Below are 23,973 nucleotides of genomic sequence, written 5' to 3'. Positions count from 1 at the left end.
TGTTGTGGATAAGCGGGAGACTTAGTTCTGAGGTGCGAACCAGGCCTGCGTAGCTTCGGCAGGGTTGGCTGGCAGGGAATCAGTTAGAAACTCACCGAGAACCTCGCCTGGTGTGGGCGTTTCCACGTTTCCGAGGGAACCGCCGTTGTCGCCCGACTCGCCGGTGCCCGGAATCGACGGAATGCTGGCGGCCTCTCCGTCCTGGTTGTTCGAATCCGTCGAGCGGCCGGCGATACCCGCTCCGCCGGCGCCATCAAACTTGGCTTTGGCTGCAGCGCGGATGGCATCCATCTGCTGGTAGCCGAAGGTGCCCGGGCATGAGGTGTAGCCGGTGTCGCGGTGGCCGAAGATGGCCGGGAGGTTCACGGTCTGGCCGGAGCTGTAGCGTGCCTTCGAGTAGCCGGCGCTGGTCAGTGCGGCGGTGGACATCGGATCGACGCCACCGACCTTCATGCGCCAGCCGACCATCTCGCCGAGTGCAGTGACGGCCGCATCCGGAATCTCCAGCTGGTCGTGATTGCCCATCACCGAAATACCGAAGGTGCCGTTGTTGAAGCCACCTGCGTGTGCGCCTTCGATGTTCTTGTCCAGGCCGCCGTAGCGCCCCTCGTAGATGTTGCCGTACTTATCGACCAACGCGTTGTAGCCAACATCGCCCCAGCCCAGCGTCTTTGCGTGGTAGGCGTAAATGCCTCGGACAATGGCTGGTCCCTGCGACTCTGAGTAGTTATTGGAACCCGCGGTGTGGTGGATGCACGTGCCCTTGAAAGTGCTGTAGGAGCTCGAACCGCTGCGGATGGACTCATCTGCGCCCCATGCTGCACGGCTGATTACATTTGGCGCACCGGCAATCGACGACTCGTACGCAACTGGCTGAATAACCTCGCCGACCTGCTCTACGCCGTCGATGAAAACTGCCTGGACGGCGTTGAGGGACAACGCGGCCGTAGCACTGACGAGGTCCTGCAGGGAACCGCCGATGGTTGCGGGGTCAAGATTGTCGATACCAATGATGTTGCGTGGATCTAGGCCCTCGAGGAGGTTCAGTCCGACAGTCGACACCTGCACGCGCCTGGTGGGCTCAACGAACAGCAGCTCGGTGCCGGACTGTCCGGAGTTATTCATCGGGCCGTGAGAATCAGCGTGGAACCACGGGCCAAAGCTGCCGTCTTCACGCTCGGCGCGAACGTAGAGCTGCAGGTTGTCATCGCCCGGCCAGGTCAGGGCGAACTGGGAGAACGGTTCGTCGCGGGTGATGTCCTTCACGAATCCGCGAAGCGGGTGCAGGGCATCGGTAATGGCATGCGTGCCGACGGCTGCGTCGTCAATCATCATCGTGACAGCGTCAACCAGCGGCGATGTCGAGATCTTGGCTGCGATGGGGCCTACGCCTGGGCTTTCAACCAGGGTAGGGGCCTGGCGAATGCCCCATGTTGCTAGTGGAGCTGCGGCAGTAGTAGCTGCCAGTCCATAGAGGAAGGTGCGACGGCCCATCGACGGGGCATTGATGCGACGGCGAGTTGGCACGGTAAAAGCTCCAAAAAAATGGGGTACAGGGTTATCGACCCGAGGCCTACCTCGGGGTCGAAGGGAAGGAAAGTTGCAAAGCAACAGAAAATTCTGAGGAGGATGTTACCAGTGTGACTAAAAAAATCTAGTGAGACATCTGTGTTTCCCCGTTAATTTTGGGAAAATTATCAAATAATGTGACCAAATGAACGTTGGGTTGGGCTCACGTGGACGTCGTAAAGCCCGCGTGTACACCCGCAAACCGGATGGAAATGCAATAGGTTTTAAGGCGTGAGTAGCGAAAAGAACATCACTGCCAATGAATTTGCTCCGAAGTCCCTACAGGACATCAAGGACAACACCTACGACCTCATCGTGGTCGGCTCGGGTTTCTTCGGTTTGACCGTTGCTGAGCGGACCGCCAATGAGCTGGGTAAGCGCGTGCTCGTTGTCGAACGCCGCAACCACATCGGCGGCAACGCCTACTCGGAGGCAGAGCCGGAGACTGGCATCGAGGTGCACAAGTACGGTGCGCACCTGTTCCATACCTCTAATAAGAGGGTGTGGGACTACGTCAACCAGTTCACTGACTTCACCGACTACCAGCACCGCGTGTTCGCTATGTACAAGGGCACCGCGTACCAGTTCCCGATGGGGCTGGGGCTAATCAACCAGTTCTTCGGCAAGTACTACAGCCCGGACGAGGCTCGCCAGCTGATTAAGGACCAGACTGATGGTCTGGATCCGCGGGATGCGAAGAACCTTGAGGAAAAGGCCATCTCCCTGATTGGCCGCCCGCTGTACGAGGCCTTTGTCAAGCACTACACTGCCAAACAGTGGCAGACGGATCCGAAGAACCTGCCGGCCGGAAACATCACCCGCCTGCCCGTTCGCTACACCTTTAATAACCGCTACTTCAACGACACCTACGAAGGTCTGCCTGTCGACGGCTACACCGCCTGGCTGGAAAACATGGTGACCTCCGACAAGATTGACGTCGTTGTCGATGCCGACTGGTTTGAGGTGCGCGACGAACTCCGCGCTGTCTCCCCGGACGCCCCGGTCGTCTACACCGGCCCGCTGGACCGCTACTTCGACTACGCAGAGGGCAAGCTGGGTTGGCGCACGCTGGACTTCGAGATGGAGGTTGTCAACACCGGCGACTTCCAGGGCACTCCAGTGATGAATTACAACGACGCGGATGTGCCGTACACCCGTATCCACGAATTCCGCCACTTCCACCCGGAGCGCGATTACGTCAAGGACAAGACGGTAATTGTTAAGGAATACTCCCGCTTCGCCGACGATGGCGACGAGGTGTACTACCCGATCAACACTCCGGAAGACCGCGAGATGCTGGAGGCCTACCGCAAGCTCGCCGCAGCAGAAGCGCAGGAGAACAAGGTTCTCTTCGGTGGTCGTCTGGGCACCTACCAGTACCTGGATATGCACATGGCAATCGGTTCCGCACTGTCGATGTTCGACAACAAGATTGCGCCGTTCTTCAACGACGGCGAAGCAATCGAGCAGGAGCGCGGGCACTAATTTGCCGCTTGCGGCTCCCGCGCTAGTATTGCGCGAGTGTCGCGTGAGAAAAGCCAAACCGAAGTTCTCCACCAGGGGTTATTGCTGCAGCGTGTGAACAAGTTTCTCACCCTGCCGGTGGCGCCTGTCATTCTGGTTCTTATCGGTTCTCTTGGTACCCAGGCTGCAGCCGTGCTGGTCACTGGCATGCTTTCCACGGTCGGTGCGCCGGGCATATCAGGCCTGCGCATGACCGCCGCCGCCATCATTATGGTGGTTCTGTTCCGACCAAAACTGTCCGGAATGACCCGCGTTCGCGCCATCAACATCGTGGTCTACGGCATCGCCATGGGCATGATGAGCATGATGATATACGCCGCCATCGCCCGCCTCCCACAGGGTGTCGCCGTCACCATCGACTTCCTCGGCCCCTGCGTCGTGTCTTTCCTGGGACTGAAAATGTGGCGTTCCCGCCTGTGGGCCATCGTCGCTTTCATCGGCGTTGCACTGATTGCCCAGCCCTCCAATGACCTGGACCCTATCGGCATTGGTTACGCCGCAATCGGCGCGATCTTCTTCGGCGCTTACACGCTCTTCTCCGCCCGAATGGGCAGTTCCGAGGGCGGCGGCATGCCGGATCTGGCGCTGTCAGTGGTCGTCGCAGCAATCGTGCTCGCGCCATTTTCTGTTTCCGCTGCACCGCTTGTCGACGGTTCGATGTGGGTCACCATCGTTATTTCCGGGTTTATTGGCGCTGTTATTCCCTACGTGATGGACACCATCGCTGCGGGGATTGTCTCAGCGGCGGTCGTCGGCACGCTCTTTGCACTGGACCCGGTCATCGGTGCAATCCTGGGCTGGGCGTTTTCCGGTGACCGAGTGACTTGGTCCATGGCGCTGGGCATCGTGCTAATCGCGGCGGCTGGCGCGATTATTACCTGGCGCGGGGCGCGGGAGTCGCGCGAGCTGCGGGGGCTTGCGCAGTAAAAATGCGGATACCAGAACCCGCCGAAAAGTGGGGTCTCGACGTGTTCTGCTGGAAAACGACAGTGAATGCGGGTAAGTTTGTCGAAGATTTATTGTTTCTTAAGGTAATTCCCTGAAGCGGAAACACGCCTGATAGCTCCCACCGGTCGTGGGGAGTCGCACATTGTGAGGAGAATGCACACGTGAAAATCACCTCTACTTTCCGTGGTTGGCGCCGAAAGGTTGCAGCCGTTGCGTCCGCAGTAGCTGTGGCCGCGTCTGCATTGACCATGGCGCCGGCCGCGAGCGCGGCGGGTGACCGAGGCTCGCTGCGCCCGGGTTGTGAGTGGGATTCGTACCAGTACTTCACCCAGAAGTGCCAGGTTTATTCGCCGGCCATGGACCGTAATATTCCGGTTCAGATTGTGGCCTCTGCCAATGGCGGTAACAAGGCTCTCTATCTGCTAGATGGCCTGCGTAGCCCGGCTGATGCCTCTGACTGGGTGGAGCACGGTAACGCCCCACGTACTTTTGAGGGATCCAACGTCAACCTGGTTATTCCAGGTGGTGGCGGCGGTAGCTTCTACACCGACTGGAAGCGTCCGTCGGTTAGTGTGCACGGTCCGTTTGTAAACATGTGGGAGACTTTCCTGACTCAGGAACTGCCGGTTTACCTTGAGCGTGAGTTCGGCATTTCTCGCACTGGTAACTCCATTGCAGGTCTGTCCATGGGTGCATCTGCTGCACTATCGCTGGCATACAACCACCGAGACCAGTTCGGTCAGGCTCTTGCCTTCTCCGGTTACCTGCACACCACTGCGCCGGGTATGACCACTGCAATTGAGGCCGCTCAGCTGTCGGCTGGCTACAGCTCCTTCGACATGTGGGGTGCGCCTATGTCAGCGGAGCGTGTCCGCAATGATCCGTACCTGAACGTCGAGAAGATGAAGGGGCTGGATCTGGTTATTACCTCGGCAAATGGTGTTCCGGATGAGGTTCGTGACCCGAAGAACCTCTACCGGGTCGTCCCGAAGGCCGGTGGCGTTGCGCTGGAGTCGCTGTCCCGCTTGTCCACCCGCGAGTTTGAGTTGCGTGCTCGTACCTCCGGTCTGGATGCGACGTTTGAATACGAGCAGACCGGTATCCACGATTGGCCGACCTGGGATCGCAACCTCCAGAACTCCAAGGCCCGCATCGAAGGTTTCCTCGGAGCTTAAAACTAGAACCTGAACGAAAAAGCCCCTATGCGCAGCAGATAGTCCGCAGCGCGTAGGGGCTTTCACATTCTGGGCTGTCGCTAGCGTGGCAACAAGAGGCAATCCGCCACGGGCACTAGGATGCTATGAGATAGAAACGTCGGTAACTTATCGGCGGCAACACCCCCGGTAGACCTTTCGGAAAGTGGTTGATACGTCTCATGGCATCACAGCCTGAACAAAAGCGGACACATACCCCGACAAAGTCGTCAAGCCTTGCCGTTGAACGCCTGCAGCGGATTTTGCTGCCAAAGTTGGGTGAGCCCCGTGATGTCCGCTCGCTCTACTTGGTTGAGCCGGAGACTAATGCCGGTCGTGTGCAAGCGCATTCGCGCACGTCAGCCACCATTCCGGCGGGTGATGAAGTTAGTTTTGAAACCTACTTCAATGCTTTTCCGGCCAGCTACTGGCGCCGGTGGACGAATCTGGACAATGTTGTCCTGCGCCTGGAACTGTCCGGTACTGCGCGCGTGGACATTTATCGTTCGAAGATTGACGGTGCGCGCATCGCCGTGACCGGCGAAGTTGTCGGTGATCTGGGTGCGGCGGCTGAAGGCGCGGAAGCCAAGGTGGACGGCAAGGATGTCCACGTCTGCGAAATCCCAGTACCGCTGACGCAATTTGAAGACGGCGGCTGGATTTGGTTCGACCTCACCTGTGAGACGGACGTGGTAATCCACTCCGCAGGTTGGTACTCCGATATCGAGGCGCCGAGCCAGACGTACCCGGACCGCACGGAGCACCCGGCGCCGGAGGGGCGCGTCACTATCGGCATCCCGACGTTCAATCGCCCGACCGATGCAGTTGCTGCTCTTGAGGCGCTGTCCTCGGATCCTGAGGTCGATGCCATCATCGATGCTGTTTTGATGCCTGACCAGGGCACCAAGCACCCGGCAGACGAGCCGGGCTTCGATGCTGTCGCCGAGCACTTTGGTGACCGCCTGCGTATCTTCCCACAGGGAAATCTCGGTGGTTCCGGCGGGTACTCCCGCATTATGTATGAGGCCCTGGGAGGTCCGGATTCGGATTCGAAGCGTGCGACCGATAGCCCGTTCATTCTCTACATGGATGACGACATCGCCATCGAACCGGATTCCATTCTGCGTGCGGTCGCTGTCGGCCGGTTCGCGAAGTCCCCGATGCTGGTCGGCGGTCAGATGCTGAACCTGCAGGAGCGCAGCCACTTGCACTCGATGGGTGAAGTCATCGGCCGCCATGACTTCATGTGGACTTCCGCTCCGCACGTCCACTATGACCACGACTTTTATGCGCACCCGCTGCGCGATCGCGGGGAGCATGGCACCAACGCAACCGGTGAGGTTGTTGATTCGAAGGACCTTCACCGTCGCATCGATGTTGAGTTCAACGGCTGGTGGATGTGCTTGATTCCGCGCGTCGCTGCTGAGACGATCGGTCAGCCGCTGCCACTGTTTATTAAGTGGGACGATGCCGAATACGGTTTGCGCGCAGGCAAGGCAGGCTTTCCGACGGCCACGTGGCCGGGCGTCGCAATTTGGCATATGGCCTGGTCGGACAAGGACGATGCGATTGATTGGCAGGCGTACTTCCACCTGCGCAACCGCTTGATCGTCGCGGCTCTCCAGCACGAGGGAGATGCTGCCGGTATCGTGCGTTCCATGCGCAAGGCCACATTCAAGCACCTCCTGTGCCTGGAGTACTCCACTGTTGCCATCCAAAACGAAGCCATGAAGGACTTCCTGGCAGGTCCGGAGCATCTGTTCGACATTCTCGAATCTTCGCTGCCGCGCATCAATGCCCTGCGCAAGAGCTTCCCCGACGCGGTTGTGCTGCCGAGTGCAGGCGATCTGCCAAAGCCCTCCGGTATTCCGGGGATTCCGACAAAGGATGTCGGTGGTCGCCTGGGCAAGCTGAAGAAGGTCGGTTGGCTGGCCAAGGGGCTGCTTCACAGCGTGCGCCCGGAAAACTCCGAGCACCATGCGGTGCCGCAGGCAAACCTGGCGCCGCTGGAGGCTCGTTGGTTCTCCCTGTCGCGTCTGGATGGCGCAACGGTCACCACCGCTGACGGCCGTGGCGTGGTGTATCGCCAACGTGACCGCGACAAGGCCAAGGCTCTGCTGGAAGAATCCTGGGAGCTGCAAAAGCAGGTTGAGGAGCGGTTCGAGCAAATGCAGGCACGCTACCGCGCAGCCTATGACGATCTGACCAGTAGGAAGGCCTGGGCGAATGTCTTCGAAAATTAAAGGCGATCCGTTCGGCGAGTCCGACGTTCTCGTTACTATTCAGCACACGCTTAACGACGTTCCGGGTGTGCTGCCCACCGCGCGTGCCATGAGCTATTTCGGTGAGCACGCCCTTGGGTGGATGGGGCTCGCTGCCCTCGGGGCGGCGGTGGATAAGGAGCGACGCATTGGCTGGGCAAAGGTCGGTGTATCCGCCTTTACCTCGCATGCGGCATCGGTGGTGCTTAAGCGCATTGTCCGTCGCCCGCGTCCCCATGACCGTCGTATAGCAATCGGCGTTGGTACGCCGAGCAAGCTGAGTTTCCCGTCCTCGCACGCGACGTCGACGACGGCGGCGCTGGTGGGGATTGCAAAGTTGGGTTACCCGGCAGCCCCGGCTGTGGGTGTGCCGGCAATCATGCTCTCCCGCCTGGTGCTGGGAGTGCATTACCCAACCGATGTCGCTCTCGGAGCAGCGCTGGGTACAGCCACTGCTCTTGCGGTGGACAAGATAGGTGATAGGGTCATCGAGCCGAAAAAGGCGCAGCATAACCAGGGTGGACAGCCCTCCATTGCGGAAAGGAATGCACAGTGACACAGGCGGAGAACGACAACTTGGCCAATGTGTCGGCCAACCAGAGGCGAGCTTCTCAATCAAGGATTGGGTCCGAGCCGCACACTTCCGGTATCGATGAGCCTGCGCACCCGCAGGGGCATCCGCCGAAGAATCTGCTGGACGGCATGATCAAGGCGCTTCGCCCGAAGCAGTGGGTGAAGAATGTCCTGGTCATTGCGGCTCCACTGGCGGCCGGCAACGAGATCATGGACTCGGGACGTTCGATCGGCACGCTGACCGTCGACATCCTGGTGGCGTTTGTGGCCTTCTGTTTGGCCGCATCGTCGATTTACTTGATTAATGATGCCCGCGATGTCGAAGCTGACCGCGCGCACCCAACCAAGCGCTTCCGCCCAATTGCCGCTGGCGTACTGCCGGTGAGCATGGCGTACATTATGGCGGTCGCACTGATTATTGGTTCGATTGCGGTGTCCTGGTTCGCCTCTGAGGGGCCAGGGCTAGCAATTGTTGTGGCTGTATACATTGCGCTGCAGCTCGGTTACTGCTTTGGCCTGAAGCATCAGCCGGTGATTGATATTGCGCTGGTGTCCTCGGGTTTCATGCTGCGTGCAATGGCCGGCGGTGTTGCTGCCAACATCAACCTGTCCCAGTGGTTCTTGCTGGTTGCGGCCTTTGGTTCGCTGTTCATGGCAGCCGGTAAGCGTTACGCTGAGCTGCTGTTGGCGGAGCGCACAGGTAAGAAGATTCGTAAGTCGTTGCAGGGTTACACCGCGACTTACCTGCGCTTTGTGTGGACCCTCGCTGCGACCGCCGTGGTGCTGAGCTACGCGCTGTGGGGCTTTGAGATGGGCCGCGCGCCGGGCACTTCGTCGACTTCGGCTATTTGGTACGAGATCTCGATGGTTCCATTCACTGTGGCCATCCTGCGCTTCGCAGCCGACGTTGACCGTGGTGATGCGGGAAGCCCGGATGAGATTGCGCTCAAGGACCGTCCGCTGCAGGCACTGGCCGTACTGTGGCTGCTGTCCATTGCTATCGCTGTCTACGCTGTCCCGACTCTGGGGTAGTTCCCAGTTCTTTTCCCTTTAAGCGAACTGCGATTTCCGTCGGTTTTCTCGTCGGGTTCTAGTCGGGTTCGGTTGGTAGCTGAAGGCCCATGCATCGAGGGGTGCATGGGCTTTTTTCTGTATCTCGTTAGTACTTAGGTTGTGTTTGGGGTTCTTGTAGGCGTGTTTTAGATGTCTCAGTCAGTCCTACGGATTAGTCGGGGGCGGAATTACAATTTTGTAATTCCTCGCTGGTAAACAGCGTTTCTCCTTGTGGTGAATAGTTTTGAGGGGAAATGTGAGAAATATTACGGAATGGTTACGATTTTAACTTGGTTGTAGGGAAACGATTGAGTATCGTTACATACTCGAGATTCTTTTGTGGAGTCTCCAGTTGTCGCGTCACAACTGGAAGCAGAAAAGCGAAAGCTCGCGCAAGCGACTGCCTCCGAGAAGTCTGGCGCGGAGGTAAGTCCGAAAGTAAAGAGGAGAACGATGAGCTTTACTGCAGTGAGTCGTAACTTCACGGTGAAGGTCGTAGCTGCCCTCGTAGCGGTTGCGATGGTCTTTGGCGGCATCATGCTCGCATCCGCGAAGGACGCGAGTGCTGATCCAAACCGTGATCGACTGCGCCCAGGCTGTGAGTGGGATCCATACAACTGGTGGGTTCAGTACTGCCAGGTTTTCTCGCCAGCTATGAACCGCAATATTCCGGTTCAGATCAAGGCGGCTACTGGTGGCGGCGATGCCTCCCTGTACATGCTCGACGGTCTGTGGGGCTTTAATAAGGGTGCGTCCGGTTGGATTTGGTCGGGCCATATTGCTCAGACTTTTGCCAATGACAACATCACTCTGGTTGCGCCGGCTGCTGGCGACGGCTCCTTCTATGCCGACTGGAACGCTCCGGCAGTGACTTCCGAAGGAGTCAAGACTCAGAAGTGGGAAACCTTCCTGACTCAGGAGCTGCCGGTCTATCTGCAGCGTGAGTTTGGTGTCAACCCGAACCGCAACGCAATCGCTGGTCTGTCCATGGGTGCGGCTGCGGCGGTTTCTCTGGCGGCCCGCCACCGTGATCAGTTCAAGCAGGTTACTTCGCTGTCCGGTTACTACCAGATGTCCAACCCAGTTGTTGCGACCGGCGCTACTGCAATGGTGGCTAGCACTGGTGTAGTGAATCCGACTGGCATGTGGGGCCTTCCGGTTCCTGCTTCGGAGCAGTGGCGTGCTCATGATCCATCGCTGCAGCTGGACCAGCTCCGGGGGCTGCCGATGTATATTTCCTCCGCCCAGGGTGTTCAGAGCCTGTGGAGTGATCCGGAGGTCTTGAGCCGTCCGGTGCCGCAGCTCCCTGACACTGTCTGGCGTGCCGTAATGGAGTCCGTCTCCCGCGCTTCGACGCAGCGCTTTGAGCAGGACGCTCGCGCTGCCGGCCTCAATGCGCAGTTTGTCTACAGCCCGAACGGTATCCACTCGTGGGAGCTGTGGGGCCGTGATGCCGCGCTTGCTCGCCCGCACATTCTTGGGGCGCTGGGGCTCTAGGTCGGTAGTTATTTCAGGGCGCTCTGGCGCGCTGACCTAGCTCTGGTGCTGGATGGCTTCTTAAAGGGGCTAGCTTCTTAAGAAGTCTCAATTTTGAAGAAAGACCAATCCTTTTGTTGGGATTGGTCTTTTTTCTGTGTCGAGTCCGGGTTTGGATGCTGAGCGGAAGGTGTGGGTAACGGCCTACAGAGGGGCGCAAAGAGTTGCGCTGTCAAAGCTTGAATTCAGTTCCTTTTGCGTGTGTCTCCACGGTTTTTACCCGTAAGAGGGTAAACATGAGAGTCGAACCTTAAAGTAAAGGGTGAAGCTATTCAGGTAGCTATACCGTTTGTTTCGCAGAACGTGTGTGAGATTCTTCGTGCAGCGGCACGCCGGAGGAGGGGAACCTTCGGATACGTTGCTGGTCACCACGTAATTCTGCGAAGCCGAACGGTAAACGCATAGCTCAAGCGCCGCGTGATGCTATCTGCAGGTGCCTAATCGGCGCCGGTGCAACACTCAACGTCTCAAAAAATTTCAACCAGCGACTTTGTAAAGGGAAGCCCTCTTATGCGCGTAACCGCTAGATTCCTCCGTGGTGGACTCGGCAACAGCCGGAAGTCATCACGGGCGTTGACCGCACTTTTGGCACTACCGTTGACTCTCGCTCTCGGTGCCCCTGCTGCAGTGGCGGCTCCCGAGCCAGCTCAGCCAGGTCTGCCTAGCTACGAGGAACTTCAGGCCGTTCAGGGGCAGTTGGCGCAATCTGGAGACCTGGGAGACCTTGCTAAGGCCGCTGAAGCAGCGCAAGCTGCTGGTGCGCAGCTACCTGGCCTGGGTATGCCGAAGCCGATGCCAGGGCCGGAGCGTACGCCATTTAAAGTCGATACTCCCGCAGTGGCGAACCTCCCCAGCGGAGTCAGCGTAGACAAGGTCGAGTGGTACACAGATCACCACGTCATTGCGCACATTCGCTCGGCTGCCATGCCGGAGAAGCCAATCCAGGTTGAGATTTTGCTGCCGCGCGATTGGTACCGCGACAAGGAGCGCACATTCCCGAGCGTCTACCACCTTGACGGTATGGCATCGTTTGATGACTACTCCGGTTGGATTCGCGCTACTAATATCGAACGCTTCTACGAGGACAAGAATGTCCTGGTGGTTATGCCTGCCGGCGGTACATCGTCCTTCTACTCTGACTGGGATCAGCCGGATAACGGTCAGAACTACAAGTGGGAGAGCTTCATCACTAAGGAGCTCGTGCCGGTTATCACCAACGGCTTCCGCGGCAACGATGAACGCGGCATCATCGGTATCTCCATGGGAGCCACCGGTGCTTACAACGTCGCAGCGCACTCGCCGGAGCTGTGGAAGTTTGCCGGTAGCCTCTCTGGTTACCTGGACATGACTTCGCCGGGCATGCCGCAGGCAATCTCTCTGGCGATGAAGAACACCGGTGGCTATGACGCGACGAAGATGTGGGGCCCGCTCGGTTCGCAGCGTTGGAAGGACAATGATCCGAAGCTGAACATCGACAAGCTCAAGGGCATGTCGCTGTACATCTCGGCGGGTAACGGCAACACCGGTGAGTGGGACGTGCCGTCGCAGATCGATCCGACGAAGCCGGACAATCCGACCGGTTACGCATTGGAAGTGCTTTCCCGCATGACCAGTGAGACCTTCATCCGAAATGCTCGCGAAAAGGGCGTCGAGCCGGTTGTGAACTTCCGGAGCTCGGGTACTCACACCTGGCCGTACTGGCAATTCGAGGTCAGTCAGGCCTGGCCAACGCTGGCCGATGCACTGCAGTTGCCGGAGTCCGATCGTGGCGCTGTCTGCCGCGTAGGTGGCGAGATTGAAAAGGCCGTCGCATCGCTGCCGGGAATCGGCACCTGCCTGTCGGATGAGTATGGCGTCGCCAAGAATGGCGTGGCTCAGGACTTTACCGGCGGTACCGCCTACTGGCACCCGGATTCCGGGGCACATGTGGTCTGGGGACGCATCGGTTCGCGTTACAACGAGCTCGGTGGTCCGTCCTCGCCGCTCGGCTACCCAGTGACCAACGAACTGGCTACGCCGGATGGCTCGGGACGATTCGTCCACTTCGAAAAGGGCTCGATTTACTGGACTCCGGAAGGCGGAGCCCACGAAGTCACCGGCGACATTATGAACGTCTGGGGCAAGGCCGGCTTCGAGACCGGTCCGCTGGGCTACCCAGTCGCCAACCACCGCGATATTCCGGGCGGTGTCGCCCAGGACTTCCAGGGTGGCACCATCGTCAAGATCGGCGGCGAAGAACCTCGCATCGTGCGTGGTGAAATCGGCCGTGTCTACAAGGAGCTCGGTGGCGCTGAGTCCGATCTGGGTCTGCCTGTCGACGGCGACGAGGTCAAGCTCGCCCGCGGCGCTTTCCAGCGCTTCGAACACGGTGCCATTTACTGGACTCCGGAAACTGGTGCACAGCCGGTGCGCTCCAACGACATCACTGACCACTGGGGCAGCACTGGCTACGAGAATGGCCCGTTCGGCTACCCGGTCGGCCCACTGCAGCCAGTCAAGGCCGGCGGTCTTGAGCAGCAGTTCGAGGGTGGCTGGATCCGTCAGCTCAACGGCAAGATTGTCGAAGAGCGCAATAAGCCAGATGCACCGGCCCCAGCCGCCGACAACGCTGATGACAAGTAAGCCAACCAAAGCAGGGCACTGAGTAGGGGATAGACAAATGTCCATGAACAAGTCCTTCCGGACACTGGCTACAACCACAGCTGTTGCGCTGCTGACCTTCGGAGTGGTCGCCTGTGGCAGTTCCACAGTGGAGTCCTCGGAGGTCACCTCGTCGACGACGACGAACAAGACCTCCACGACGTCGTCAAGCACGAAGACTTCTGCGCCGAAGTCGAGCGAAAAGTCTGCGCCGGAGATCACAGATCCCCAAGCTAAGCGCGTGGACGAAGCGCCCGATGGGCAGATGAAGCTCAGTGAGGCGGACGATTCATACCTCGAAGCGCTGGAAAAAGCGGGAATTGATGTTGCTGGGGTGGAGGATCAGCTCATCGGCACAGGTCGCGCGGCATGCGCAGACGCACCGGAGGAGGAGCGTCAGGTCATCGCGCTGGCGATTGCTGGACAGCTGGTCGCACAGGGGCGCTCACAGGAAAGTGCCGAAGAAGTGGCGAAGACTATTGCAAGCTCCGCTAAAAAGGCGTATTGCTAGCACTCATGCGTAAAGTGCTGACAATTCTGGCGGTCATTGTGCTGGTGGCCGCTATTGGCTTCGGCGTAGTGCAATGGCTTAACGACGACCAAGGCGGTCAAACCCCACCGACCCCCGGCGACGATGGTGGGATTCTGGCCGAACAGCCCGAGTGGTGCCCGGCGGTAGAAGTTATCGCGGTGCCCGGAACTGCGGAATCGCGTGCTGACGATGACCCAATGGCCCCGACCGCGAACCCACATTCGCTGCTGCTTGGCCTGACAAACTCGATTTCGCAGTCCTACTCGGAGGGTGATGTCAAGGTCTGGACTACGCCGTACCCGGCACAGATTAAGACGCATCAGCTGCCCGACCAACTCACCTACGATGATTCGCAGGCAGTCGGGCGCGATGTCACCGCTAAGGAAATGGCTGACTTACACGGGCAGTGCCCGCTGACGGACTTCGTCCTGATGGGCTTCTCCCAGGGTGCGGCTATTGCAGGTGACTTGGCCTCTGACATCGGCAATGGTCGCGGTGTCGTTCCGGCCGAGCGCATCGCGGGCGTGGCTCTGTTGGGCGACCCGCGGCGTGACCCCAATCAGGGCGTGAACCAGGGCGTTCCGCTGGCTGGTGTGGGTGTCGAGCTGTCGTTGCAGCCGCTTGGCGGCATTGTGCAGGCTGTGGTTCCGGGCGCAACGATGCGCGGTCCACGAGACGGCTTTGGGCCTCTTAATGACAAGGTCCAGAATGTCTGCGTGCCATCGGATTCCTTCTGTGATGTTCCTCCGGCAGTGGCTGATGCGATTGCGCGAGCGCAGGAGATGATTGCCGGCGCAGGAGCGCATGCGACCTACGCCACGAATGACGTAGCAATCCCGGGTACGACTCCGCTGGCCTGGACTGAGGGCTGGACTCGCGAACTGATTGAACAATCGCTGGCGCGACGGTAGAGGCAGCTCAAAAATGTGCGAGACGAGCCCGACCTCGACGGGTACTTGCTGTTAGAATCTTGCTCAAGAACTGGTGTTTAACGTTTCAAAACAACAGGTTCGCTAAAGTTTCGAAAGAAATTGACAAAAATTGCAGGAAGCAGTCTGACAGAACCGGTTATTATCGCCCAAGGAACTGCTGTTCATGACCGGATAATCTAGTCGAAAAGGTAGGGTGCAATGACGAATCCGATAAACCCATATGGAGATTTCGACGAAGACGGTATGCCGAGGTCCCGGGGAAAGTTCGCCGACAGCTCGGGTGCTTACAGCTCCGGTATGCCGTACTCGGATCCATACCCACAGCAGCAGCCGAACATGGGGCAGGGCTATCAGGACCCGAGCCAGCACAATTTCCACAACGGGTACTCGAACCCGTATCAGAGTGGTTACCCAAACCAGCAGGCGCCGGCGTATTCCGCTGGCTTCGGTGGCCCGAACCCGCACCAGGGCTACGGGGGCGCAGGTGCTCCTGTCTCGGATAAGTCCAAGATTGCAGCGGCTCTGCTTGCCTTCTTCCTGGGTACCCTCGGTGTTCACAACTTCTACCTGGGGCACAACTCGCGTGGTGCTATTCAACTAGCACTGACGGTATTCGGCTGGATTACGGCTATCCTTCTGGTCGGATTCTTCCTAATCATCGGCGTCAGCATTTGGGCATTTATCGAGTTCATTTTGATTCTCGTCGGTAGTGGCTCCTACGCCTATGACGCTAATGGGCGCCGCCTGCAATCGTAGGAGCCTCGTCCGAAGCCGCTAGTTCCTGAACCCGTGCACCGGGGCGGGGATGTAGCCGCCACGGGCAATGAACTCGGCATTGCCCTTGGCATTGACATCAATGACCGGCGCATATCCGAGCAGACCACCGAAGTTCACCTCATCGCCCGGCTTGGTACCCGGCACCGGAATGAGGCGGGCGGCGGTGGTTTTGTGGTTCATCACACCGATGGCGGCCTCGTCGGCAATCATGCCGGAAATCGTGGTCGCAGGCGTGTCACCAGGAATTGCAATCATGTCGAAGCCCACCGAACAAATAGAGGTCATCGCCTCCAGCTTGTCCATGCTGATCGACCCCGCACGGACAGCATCAATCATGCCCTTGTCCTCAGAGACCGGAATGAACGACCCGGACAGTCCACCGACGCGTGAACACGCCATCAGGCCGCCTTTCTTGACGGCGTCGTTAAGCAGTGCCAGCGCGGCAGTGGTGCCGTGCGTGCCGACCTGCTCCAACCCCATGTGCTCGAGAATATGAGCGACGGAGTCGCCCATCTCGGCGGTCGGCGCGAGCGAGAGATCCACGATGCCAAAAGGCACGCCCAGGCGCTCCGACGCCATCGTGCCGACCAGCTGACCCGTGCGTGTGATCTTGAACGCTGCCTTCTTGATCTCCTCGGCGACTTCGTTAAAGCTGGCGCCCTGCAGATCGCCGAGCGCGCGATCGACCACACCCGGACCCGAAACGCCGACGGATACGACACAATCGGGCTCCCCGACGCCGTGGAACGCGCCGGCCATGAACGGATTGTCGCCCACCGCATTGGCGAAAACCACCAGCTTGGCGCAGGCAATCGAGCTGCGGTCAGCGGTTTGCGCCGCGGCTTCCTTCACCACCTCGCCCATGCGACGCACTGCATCCATGTTGATGCCCGCGCGTGACGACGCTACGTTGACCGAGCTGCACACCAATTCGGTCTCGCTCAGAGCGTGGGGAATGGAGTCGATGAGCCGCTTCTCGCTGGTCGTCGCACCCTTTTCGACGAGCGCCGAGTAGCCGCCGAGGAAGTTCACGCCAGAATCGCGGGCGGCGCGGTCGAGGGCCTTGGCCACCACGGTGGGGTCGCCTTCGCAACCGGCCGTGATGAGGGAAACTGGTGTGACGGAGATACGCTTATTGACAATCGGAATGCCCAGCTCCGCCTCGATACCCTCACAGACCTCCACGAGGCGAGCGGCCTGCCTGGTCACGCGGTCATACACCGCCTGTGCGGTGGCTTCCATTTCAGAGCGAGAGCACTCGAGCAGGGAAATTCCCATAGTGACCGTCCGGATATCCAGACGGTACTTCTCGATCATGTCAATGGTGTCGAGGAACTTAGATTGCGCGAAGTTGAAATCCATCCTGGTCGCGCCCTTTAAATCTCGTTGACGGCGTTGAACAGCGCCTCAGACTGGATTCGAATGACAAGCCCCTCCCGCTTGCCGACGGAATCCATGTAACCCTGCAGCGTGCTGATGGGGGTGGCCTTCTCGTTGAACTCCACCCGCAGGATCATGGTGAACCATTTATCCATGAGGGTCTGGGAAACATCGACGATGTTGACGTCCTGCTCCGCCAGAGCAGTGGTGACGGCGGCGATGATGCCGGTGTGATCTTCGCCGGTGACGGTAATGATGGCAAACATGGCCTCAATTTTAGCCGGTGGGGAGGCGGGGAAAACTTGTGGATGGCGGTTGTGCTGGTGGCAAGTTTGTGGCGAAGCATGTTCAGGGCCACCCAAAAACACTTCACGACACCTATGTCACCACGTGCCATCTGTGGAGGCGGCATGAGGTGACATAGGTGTCGTGAAGTGAGGAGGAGGGGAGGGGCGTGGGCGTGGGCTGTGCCAGAGCGGGGGCCAGCCTTACGGAGCCAGCCCTACCGGACGTCGACGAACTCCTTGACAATCCACTTGCGCAGTGCGAGCAGAATCAAGCCCAGGACAACCGAGGCGATACCCAGGGTGATGAAGAAGGTGTTCTCAGCAGCGGCATCCTCATAGTTGTAGAAGCCGGCCAGGGTGCCTGCCAGTGAAGTACCCATAGCGACTGCCATCAGCCAGACGGCCATCATGCGCGACGGGAATGCTGCCGGAGCGACCTTGGTAGCAAGGGCGTTGCCGACCGGGCTCAGCATGAGCTCACCCATGGTGAACAGGAAGAGAATCCAGATAATCGCATACAGCGGAGTGGAGTTCTCACCGCCACCGGAGAATGGGATGAAGAAGAACAGCGAGATACCGATGATGATGTTGGCGACACCGAACTTCACTGGGGTGGACCACTGGCGGTCACCAAGCTTGGACCAGGCGGCTGCAAAGACCATCGAGAAGGCGATGATGAAGATCGGGTTGATCGAGTTAATCCAGGCCGGGGACATTTCCCAACCGAAGATCTCGCGGTCGAGGCGGATGTCCGAGTAGATGGCCAGCACCGTGAACTGCTGCTGGAAGATACCGAAGAACAGCACGCCTGAGACGAACATCGGGATGAAGCCGACCAGGCGAGTCTTCTCCGATTTCGTCGTAAGTGGCGAGGAGTACATCTGCCACCACAGCACCACAGCGGCGATCAGTGCAATCACTGTGACCACAGTGGAAAGAGTCGTGACCGGAACAATTCCGGTGGAAACCAGCGTAACCGAGACAACAGTGATGACCACTGCGATGCCAATCCATACCGGGTACTGCTTCTTCGGCAGCGGGTTCGGAATCTCATGGCCAGCCTCGGCGATGGTGGACTTGCGCATCAGGATGTACTGAATCAGACCGGCAGCCATACCGATAGCGGCCAGGCCGAAGCCCCAGTGGAAGCCCTTCATTCCCCAGATCCAGCCGGTGAGCAGTGGGCCGAACAGGGCACCGATATTGACGCCCATGTAGAAGATGGAGAAGCCGGCGTCACGACGCGGGTCGTCCTTTGCGTAGAGCTGACCCAGCACGACCTGTGCGTTGGTCTTCACGCCGCCGGAGCCGATTGCGATGGAGACAAGGCCAATAGCCAGGCCAATCACGCCGGGGATGAATGCCAAGGAGATGTGGCCAAACATGACCAGGATGGCGGAGTAGAACAGTGTCCGCTCCGAGCCAAGGATACGGTCAGCAACCAGAGAGGCAACGAGTGCGGCCATGTAGACAAGACCGCCGTAAGCACCGACGATAGAGGTAGCAGCACCCTTGTCCAGGCCGAGACCGCCCTGAGTGGTCTCGTAGTACATGTAGAAAGCCAGGATGGCCTGCATGCCGTAGAAGCTGAAGCGCTCCCACATTTCGATGCCGAAGAGATTGGCGAGACCCCACGGTTGGCCCATGAAGGTGCGGTCTTCGCTGGACCCTGCGGGGTTATGAGTTCGTTGGGTCTCAGCAGTTGGTTGATTGCCGAGAGCCTCGTCTGAAGATTTGTCCATTCTTCAATTATCGAGGCGGAGTGCAAAAATTAAAAACCAGATTTAGTCAGTGAACTAAATCGAAGGGTTAGGAACGGGGCCAAAGGCTTAGTCCAGAGACTTACGAGCAACCGCATTCGACGCTGCTCGCCAACCCAGCAGCAGCAAGGCGCTCATGACTGAGGCAACCAGAATGAAGGACCAGTGCGGGACTGCCGAATTGCGGGTGGCCCACACAGCTAGGCCGACGACGACAGTGCCGAGCCACACAATTGCGCCTGAACTCACTGCACGCGGGTTCGGCTCGTTCTTAATCAGCGCGGTGCCCAGGAGGACACCGAATGCGAACGGCCACCAGGTATCGAGGATATTGATGAAGGTAAAAGAATCCTCGGGAGTGTTGTGAGCCAGGCGCGCTAACACGGCGAAAATAAAGATGGCGAGGATGTCAATCAAGAACGTCGATACGCGTGTGTTCATGCTTCTTAGTCTAGCGACCCCTCAGATTGGTGGGGGACCAGCGACCAGCGGCGAGGAAGCCATTAGCGGTCAGCGACTGGCTGATGCTCGGGCTGATCCTTGTGGTCGAAGCCGAGGGCGTAGATAATCCAGCCCACAATTGCCACCAGGACGAAGGAAACGATGCGGTAGACCAGCACCGCTGCAAAGGCCTCGGCGCCGGTGGTGCCGCCTGCGATGAGAGCCGCGGTCAAAGCGGCCTCGACAGTGCCGATGCCGCCCGGTGTGGCCTGGATGAAACCAGCGAGCTTGCCGGTTACGAAGGCCAGCAGCACCTTCGTAGCGGAGATGTCATCGACACCAACGGCACGGATGGCGGCGTAGAGACAGACAATTTCCGCGACCCAGTTGATAAAGGACCAGGTGAAGGAAAGAGCCAAAGTTTGCACGGGCAACTTCACGCTGGTCAGCTGTTTGACGGACTCTTCAAGTCGGTCGACATCGGTGTCCGCGGGCTTCTTTCGAATCTTGTTAAAGACACGCAGACACCACGCGCCTGTCTTGTTGAGAAAAGCCGGGTTCTGCGAAATCCGCCACAGCAAAATGGTGGCTAGTAAAACCGCAATTGCCATAGCGATGAGCACCGCGGTCGTGCCACCCTGTCCGACGAAGAAGAGGCTGCCAAGCCCCAGAAATGCCAGACCTAAAAACGACAACGCGCCCGAAAAAAGCACGAACCAGCTGACAAGGACCGCGGATGCGCCCCACTGCATCATGCGCTTAATCTGTAGCGCCGTGGAGAATGCAGCACCACCGGGAACGGTGACCGCCCACGCGTTGGATGCGAGGGTTAGCGCATTGGTGCTACGGCGAGTGGCTGCTTTTACGCCTCCAGCTCGCAACAGCAGACGCATCACTTCCGCCATCGCGTAGAGCGAAAAAGCCACGGAAAAAATAGCGATGAACAGCCACTTAGCGTCGACATCCGCAAGGATTTGGAGCCCCTGGACGACGCTGTCCCAGTTTCTTACCGTCAGGACGACACCGGCAATCACGAGGGCCACGAGGATTATCGATCGTAGCCAGCTCGAATTGCCGGTTTTGAGGACTTTTTTAAGTCGTGACATAAATAAGAAGCCTGTTCGTTTCCCTAGACGTCGCCGCAGTGGTCTCCCTAGTCGTCGTTCTTGCCGTCGCGCTCCTTGAGCAACGAAGTGAGCGGACGGAACGGCTGCAGCCACGCACCGCCATCAGGCAGGCGGTCGAGATCGATACGCGGTAGCGGCTCGCGGAAGACGCCCTTGATTTCCTCCAGGTCAACGAAGCGAATCGCATCGGAGGCCAGCGCCCAGGAAGCGTGCTCGTGAAAACCGATGACGGTTACCCGAATCCCCTCGGATGCGAGCTTTTCCAGCAGCTCCTGGAAATTCTGGCCATCGGCGGACGCAACGACGACACTGCGCAACACGCCCTCGTCGTAACGCCGTTGGATGTGCGCAATCATGTCCGGGTCAACGTCGGTGTCCTCTTCGATCTTCGGCTTTGCGAAGACCGCGAAACCGACATTGCGCAGAGCCTCGACCCAGGGGCGGACAATCTCCGCTGAGCCCGGGTTGACGTTGGTGAACACCGTGGCCTCGGGGAGGACATCGGAACCGATTTTGTGGGATACGCGCTCGGCTTCGTCGATAAGCCATTTGCCCACGGCGTCGAAGCGGGGGCGGTGCGCGGCGGTCGGGCGGGAGCCCAAAATGGCGCCGAGCCCCATGTCCAAGTTCGGGGCATCCCACACGAGCAGTGCGGTGGGGTGCGTCTCGGTGGTGTTGTAGCTGGCAGAGGTGTTTTGGGTAGTGCTCATGTTCCTATGCCTCTTTCTTGCGCCAGATGAACTCGTGGATGTCGTGGTCGAGGTTCAGGCCGCGGGCTTCGAACTTGGTCGTCGGTCGGTCGAGAAGCATGGGGGATTCCGGCCAGGGCCAGGCGATGGGCTCGAGCGTCGGCTCGACCTCGCGGAGCTCCTCGATCCATTCGGCGTAGTCCGCATGGTCGGTGGCGGCGTGGAAAATGCCGCCGGGCTTCAGACGCGAAGAAATCAGGCGCAACGTGCCGGACTGCACAATGCGGCGCTTGTGGTGGCGTGCCTTCGGCCACGGGTCCGGGAAGAACAGGCGTACGCCGGCCAGCGACTCCGGCTCGATCATGCGCTGCAGGACCTCGACGCCGTCGCCGCGGACCATGCGGATGTTCGACACCTCATTGCGCACGGTGGCGGAGAGCAGTTTCGCCAGGCCAGGGCGGTAGAGCTCAACGGCGATGATGTTGTGGTCCGGTTCTTGCGGAGCCATAGCCACGGTGGACGTGCCGGTGCCGCAGCCAATCTCGACGATGGTCGGTCCCTTGCGGCCGAACCATTCCTCCACGTCAATGACTTCGTCGGAGAGGACCTTGCCGTACGTGTCCCAGTTGTCTTCCCAGATCTTTTCCTGGTTGGGAGTCAAAGTGCCGCGGCGGAAGGACAGATTGCCGATGCGCGGGTAGTCAAGACCATCGTCGAATTGGGTCTTTTCCGGACGACCTGCAGGCAATTCGCCCTTCTTCGGCTGGCGTTCATGCGGTTGTTCCGCCTGCTCGTCCGCGCGAGTTGGCAATGGTTCAGATTGCTGCGAAACCGCAGGCTGTTCGATATTTTCAGAAAAATCAGAAGTAGTCACGTTCCCTATTGTCCACGACATCGGCCAACTATCCAATCATTGCCCCTAGGGTTTTTGTTGTTGTCCTGGCGGTTTCACGCCGGTTGACGATGCCGCGTCGTCCTGAATAGGCGGCACGGCGGGGCAATTTGTTTTGCCGACTTGCCGAATCCGCGGTCCGCTGTAGGCTGAACGCGAAGCCGCGCTTATTCGTTGGTTGAAGCGGTGCTTGGGGTCTGCCTAGCGCAGCGTTTCAGGGCGCGGAATCTGGCCCACGGGCCGTATGGGGGTTACGCAGGTTTTAACTAAACCACGCAGGGGATTTATGGGAGGGGACTAGGCCGGATGGACCTTATTTCCGCAACTGATGTCACGGAAACAACACAGCCGTCAACGGGATCTACATCGTCGTCGTTGCGCGCTGCCGTGGTGGACTGGCTGTCATCACGGCAGGCCGCGCACTCGGACACCGCTAACACGAGCGGCGCGGAGGTGTGCGTCGCCAAGGCGCTTGAGCGCGAGAAACGGCCACCGATAATCTGCGCGCGATTGCGCAGGGGCGTGCGCGAAACCGCTGTGCGCGAGGCATTTTCGCAATGTCACGCGGAGCTGGCCGACAAGCTGTCCGCCCCTGTCGCGCTGGTCATCGAGCAACAACCGATTCGCCATTCGCTTGCCGACGAGTATTGCGACATCACCACAAACGAGACAGCTGAACACACTTTTTTGTTCAGTTCCGCGTTGCGGAAGATTGCTGAACGCTACGGTGCGGAAGGCGGATCACGCAATGATGACGGGCTACTCGCAGTGCAGTTGACTGAGATCGCGGCAGCCTTTCCCGCGGCTAGAGACAGCCTGGAGGAGTTGCTATGGCAACACCGGACGTAGTTGAGCCACGCCCGGTCTCGGCGGAGGGGTCTGAGCAGCTACCGCTCCTTGTCACCAAAGCCGGGGACGCGGCGGACCGCGCGGACTTCTCGCAGATCGTTGACACTGCGACGCCGCCACGTCGGCTGGAGTTTGTGGATAAACGCAGCGCCGTCGTGCTCTATGTTGCAGACAGCGAGGTGCAGCCCACGCGGGAGTGCGTCAGCACGGTTGCAGCAATTAGCCAGGCCACCGGCCGCGTTGCAGTTGGCCTGATTGGCAATGGTGAGTATGCCGAGGCCTGGCGTCAGGAAATCGACAGCACAATCCCGATGGGAGCGCTGGACGAGAGGATGGCCAGAACCCTGGTTCTGCTGGCAGAAGGCCCGCCCAGAAACTCGGGGGAAACACTGAGTGCGCGCCGGGCTCGAAACGTGCGAGCTCAGCTGGCGCAGGAGCGATCGCGCGGAGCCGGGGCGGCGGCGCGATTGCAGCGGAAGATGCAGTTGGCAGCTGAGAGTGCAGTGCGGGATGCGCTCCAGGAAGTGGCTGACGGCCCCGCGGGTGATCAGGTGGAACTTCAGGGGCGTGCCGAGGTCGCAGCGACGCGGCTGCAACAGCGGTGTGGCGACGAATTGGGCCTTCGTGTGGAAATCTCAGTGCCCGCTCCAGCAAGCCCAGCTCACCCCAGTTATGCCATGGACGCTCTGGTGGCGGTGGCATCGCTTGGCGTGGCGGTCGGTGCAGTGCGGATCGTCCACGGATTGCTGATGTGGATTGGGGTGCCGACGCTTGCGGCGCAGCTGGTCGCACTTGCAATAGGCCTCGGTGTTGCGGTGGTGGCGGTGGGCGCAACGATTCGTCGTAACGCACGCCAACGCACCGCGCAGTGGCGGGCAAATTATCTTGCCCATCTGCGGCGAAAATGGACACAGTCCGTGGAGATGACGGTGCGCGAAGCCATTGGTGCGCGGGGTCCGGGATGGCGAATAGAGCAGCTGGCGGAGTACACCGGAACGCCTGCACGATAG

At 59.4% G+C, this 23,973-nt stretch carries 21 protein-coding genes; 13 read left to right on the top strand and 8 right to left on the bottom strand.

Going from position 1 to position 23,973, the window contains the following annotated elements; all coding sequences use genetic code 11:
• Window positions 1-21: 21 nt before the first annotated feature.
• The gene (locus HMPREF3130_RS10260; protein WP_070429913.1) at window positions 22-1,527 is read right to left on the bottom strand and encodes an N-acetylmuramoyl-L-alanine amidase; all 1,506 of its coding nucleotides are present in this window, start codon (window positions 1,525-1,527) and stop codon (window positions 22-24) included.
• A 330-nt stretch (window positions 1,528-1,857) separates the two neighbouring features.
• Between HMPREF3130_RS10260 and glf the strand changes: the two genes are divergently transcribed.
• The 11 genes from glf to HMPREF3130_RS10205 all read left to right on the top strand — a co-directional run bounded on the left by glf (window position 1,858) and on the right by HMPREF3130_RS10205 (window position 15,517).
• Window positions 1,858-3,054 (top strand): UDP-galactopyranose mutase, encoded by a 1,197-nt coding sequence (gene glf, locus HMPREF3130_RS10255; protein WP_070429935.1) that lies wholly within the window; start codon window positions 1,858-1,860, stop codon window positions 3,052-3,054.
• A gap of 36 nt (window positions 3,055-3,090) precedes the next feature.
• Window positions 3,091-4,020 carry an EamA family transporter gene (locus HMPREF3130_RS10250; protein WP_246815148.1) on the top strand — a complete coding sequence of 310 codons (930 nt, stop codon included), beginning with the start codon at window positions 3,091-3,093 and terminating at the stop codon, window positions 4,018-4,020.
• A gap of 182 nt (window positions 4,021-4,202) precedes the next feature.
• Complete coding sequence (locus HMPREF3130_RS10245) at window positions 4,203-5,216, top strand: alpha/beta hydrolase (RefSeq protein WP_049171829.1); 1,014 nt, start codon at window positions 4,203-4,205, stop codon at window positions 5,214-5,216.
• 200 nt (window positions 5,217-5,416) lie between these two features.
• Window positions 5,417-7,477 carry a glycosyltransferase gene (locus HMPREF3130_RS10240; RefSeq protein WP_070429912.1) on the top strand — a complete coding sequence of 687 codons (2,061 nt, stop codon included), beginning with the start codon at window positions 5,417-5,419 and terminating at the stop codon, window positions 7,475-7,477.
• On the top strand, window positions 7,461-8,051 hold the full coding sequence (locus tag HMPREF3130_RS10235) for a phosphatase PAP2 family protein (protein ID WP_070429911.1): 591 nt from the start codon (window positions 7,461-7,463) through the stop codon (window positions 8,049-8,051). The genes HMPREF3130_RS10240 and HMPREF3130_RS10235 overlap by 17 nt, the downstream gene beginning before the upstream one ends.
• A 29-nt stretch (window positions 8,052-8,080) precedes the next feature.
• Window positions 8,081-9,100, top strand: coding sequence for a decaprenyl-phosphate phosphoribosyltransferase (locus HMPREF3130_RS10230; protein WP_042388985.1), 1,020 nt, complete (start codon window positions 8,081-8,083; stop codon window positions 9,098-9,100).
• 474 nt (window positions 9,101-9,574) lie between these two features.
• Window positions 9,575-10,618 (top strand): alpha/beta hydrolase, encoded by a 1,044-nt coding sequence (locus HMPREF3130_RS10225; RefSeq protein ID WP_070429910.1) that lies wholly within the window; start codon window positions 9,575-9,577, stop codon window positions 10,616-10,618.
• 549 nt (window positions 10,619-11,167) lie between these two features.
• Complete coding sequence (locus HMPREF3130_RS10220) at window positions 11,168-13,279, top strand: alpha/beta hydrolase-fold protein (protein WP_070429909.1); 2,112 nt, start codon at window positions 11,168-11,170, stop codon at window positions 13,277-13,279.
• Window positions 13,280-13,316: 37 nt separating this feature from the next.
• On the top strand, window positions 13,317-13,808 hold the full coding sequence (locus HMPREF3130_RS10215) for a DUF732 domain-containing protein (RefSeq protein ID WP_070429908.1): 492 nt from the start codon (window positions 13,317-13,319) through the stop codon (window positions 13,806-13,808).
• Between the two features lie 5 nt (window positions 13,809-13,813).
• Window positions 13,814-14,740, top strand: coding sequence for a cutinase family protein (locus HMPREF3130_RS10210; RefSeq protein ID WP_070429907.1), 927 nt, complete (start codon window positions 13,814-13,816; stop codon window positions 14,738-14,740).
• Window positions 14,741-14,959: 219 nt separating this feature from the next.
• Entirely contained in the window at window positions 14,960-15,517 is a 558-nt protein-coding gene (locus HMPREF3130_RS10205; protein WP_070429906.1) for a TM2 domain-containing protein, read from the top strand.
• Between the two features lie 18 nt (window positions 15,518-15,535).
• Here HMPREF3130_RS10205 and HMPREF3130_RS10200 read toward each other — a convergent pair whose 3' ends face one another.
• From HMPREF3130_RS10200 to trmB, 7 genes are all read right to left on the bottom strand, one after another.
• A complete protein-coding gene (locus HMPREF3130_RS10200) occupies window positions 15,536-16,900 on the bottom strand; it encodes a PFL family protein (RefSeq protein ID WP_069359737.1) in 1,365 nt (454 codons plus the stop codon).
• Window positions 16,901-16,914: 14 nt separating this feature from the next.
• Window positions 16,915-17,184, bottom strand: coding sequence for an ACT domain-containing protein (locus tag HMPREF3130_RS10195; protein ID WP_016421638.1), 270 nt, complete (start codon window positions 17,182-17,184; stop codon window positions 16,915-16,917).
• 236 nt (window positions 17,185-17,420) lie between these two features.
• Complete coding sequence (locus HMPREF3130_RS10190; RefSeq protein ID WP_016421637.1) at window positions 17,421-18,947, bottom strand: peptide MFS transporter; 1,527 nt, start codon at window positions 18,945-18,947, stop codon at window positions 17,421-17,423.
• Between the two features lie 87 nt (window positions 18,948-19,034).
• Entirely contained in the window at window positions 19,035-19,406 is a 372-nt protein-coding gene (locus tag HMPREF3130_RS10185) for a DUF3054 domain-containing protein (RefSeq protein WP_049171813.1), read from the bottom strand.
• Window positions 19,407-19,468: 62 nt separating this feature from the next.
• Window positions 19,469-20,512 carry a lysylphosphatidylglycerol synthase transmembrane domain-containing protein gene (locus tag HMPREF3130_RS10180; RefSeq protein WP_049193158.1) on the bottom strand — a complete coding sequence of 348 codons (1,044 nt, stop codon included), beginning with the start codon at window positions 20,510-20,512 and terminating at the stop codon, window positions 19,469-19,471.
• A 47-nt stretch (window positions 20,513-20,559) separates the two neighbouring features.
• The gene (locus HMPREF3130_RS10175) at window positions 20,560-21,243 is read right to left on the bottom strand and encodes an NYN domain-containing protein (protein WP_005510460.1); all 684 of its coding nucleotides are present in this window, start codon (window positions 21,241-21,243) and stop codon (window positions 20,560-20,562) included.
• A gap of 4 nt (window positions 21,244-21,247) precedes the next feature.
• On the bottom strand, window positions 21,248-22,096 hold the full coding sequence (gene trmB / locus HMPREF3130_RS10170) for a tRNA (guanosine(46)-N7)-methyltransferase TrmB (protein WP_224784268.1): 849 nt from the start codon (window positions 22,094-22,096) through the stop codon (window positions 21,248-21,250).
• A 324-nt stretch (window positions 22,097-22,420) separates the two neighbouring features.
• On the opposite strand from trmB, the gene HMPREF3130_RS10165 reads away from it, so the two are divergent.
• Together HMPREF3130_RS10165 and HMPREF3130_RS10160 are read left to right on the top strand one after the other, a co-directional pair.
• Complete coding sequence (locus HMPREF3130_RS10165; protein ID WP_070429905.1) at window positions 22,421-22,963, top strand: hypothetical protein; 543 nt, start codon at window positions 22,421-22,423, stop codon at window positions 22,961-22,963.
• Entirely contained in the window at window positions 22,945-23,973 is a 1,029-nt protein-coding gene (locus tag HMPREF3130_RS10160) for a hypothetical protein (protein WP_070429904.1), read from the top strand. The genes HMPREF3130_RS10165 and HMPREF3130_RS10160 overlap by 19 nt, the downstream gene beginning before the upstream one ends.

This window comes from Corynebacterium sp. HMSC14B06 (assembly GCF_001807075.1).
GTDB classification, from domain to species: domain Bacteria; phylum Actinomycetota; class Actinomycetes; order Mycobacteriales; family Mycobacteriaceae; genus Corynebacterium; species Corynebacterium jeikeium_D.
The sequence above is the reverse complement of the archived record's forward strand: the minus strand, read 5'-3'. Positions and strand labels throughout refer to the sequence as shown.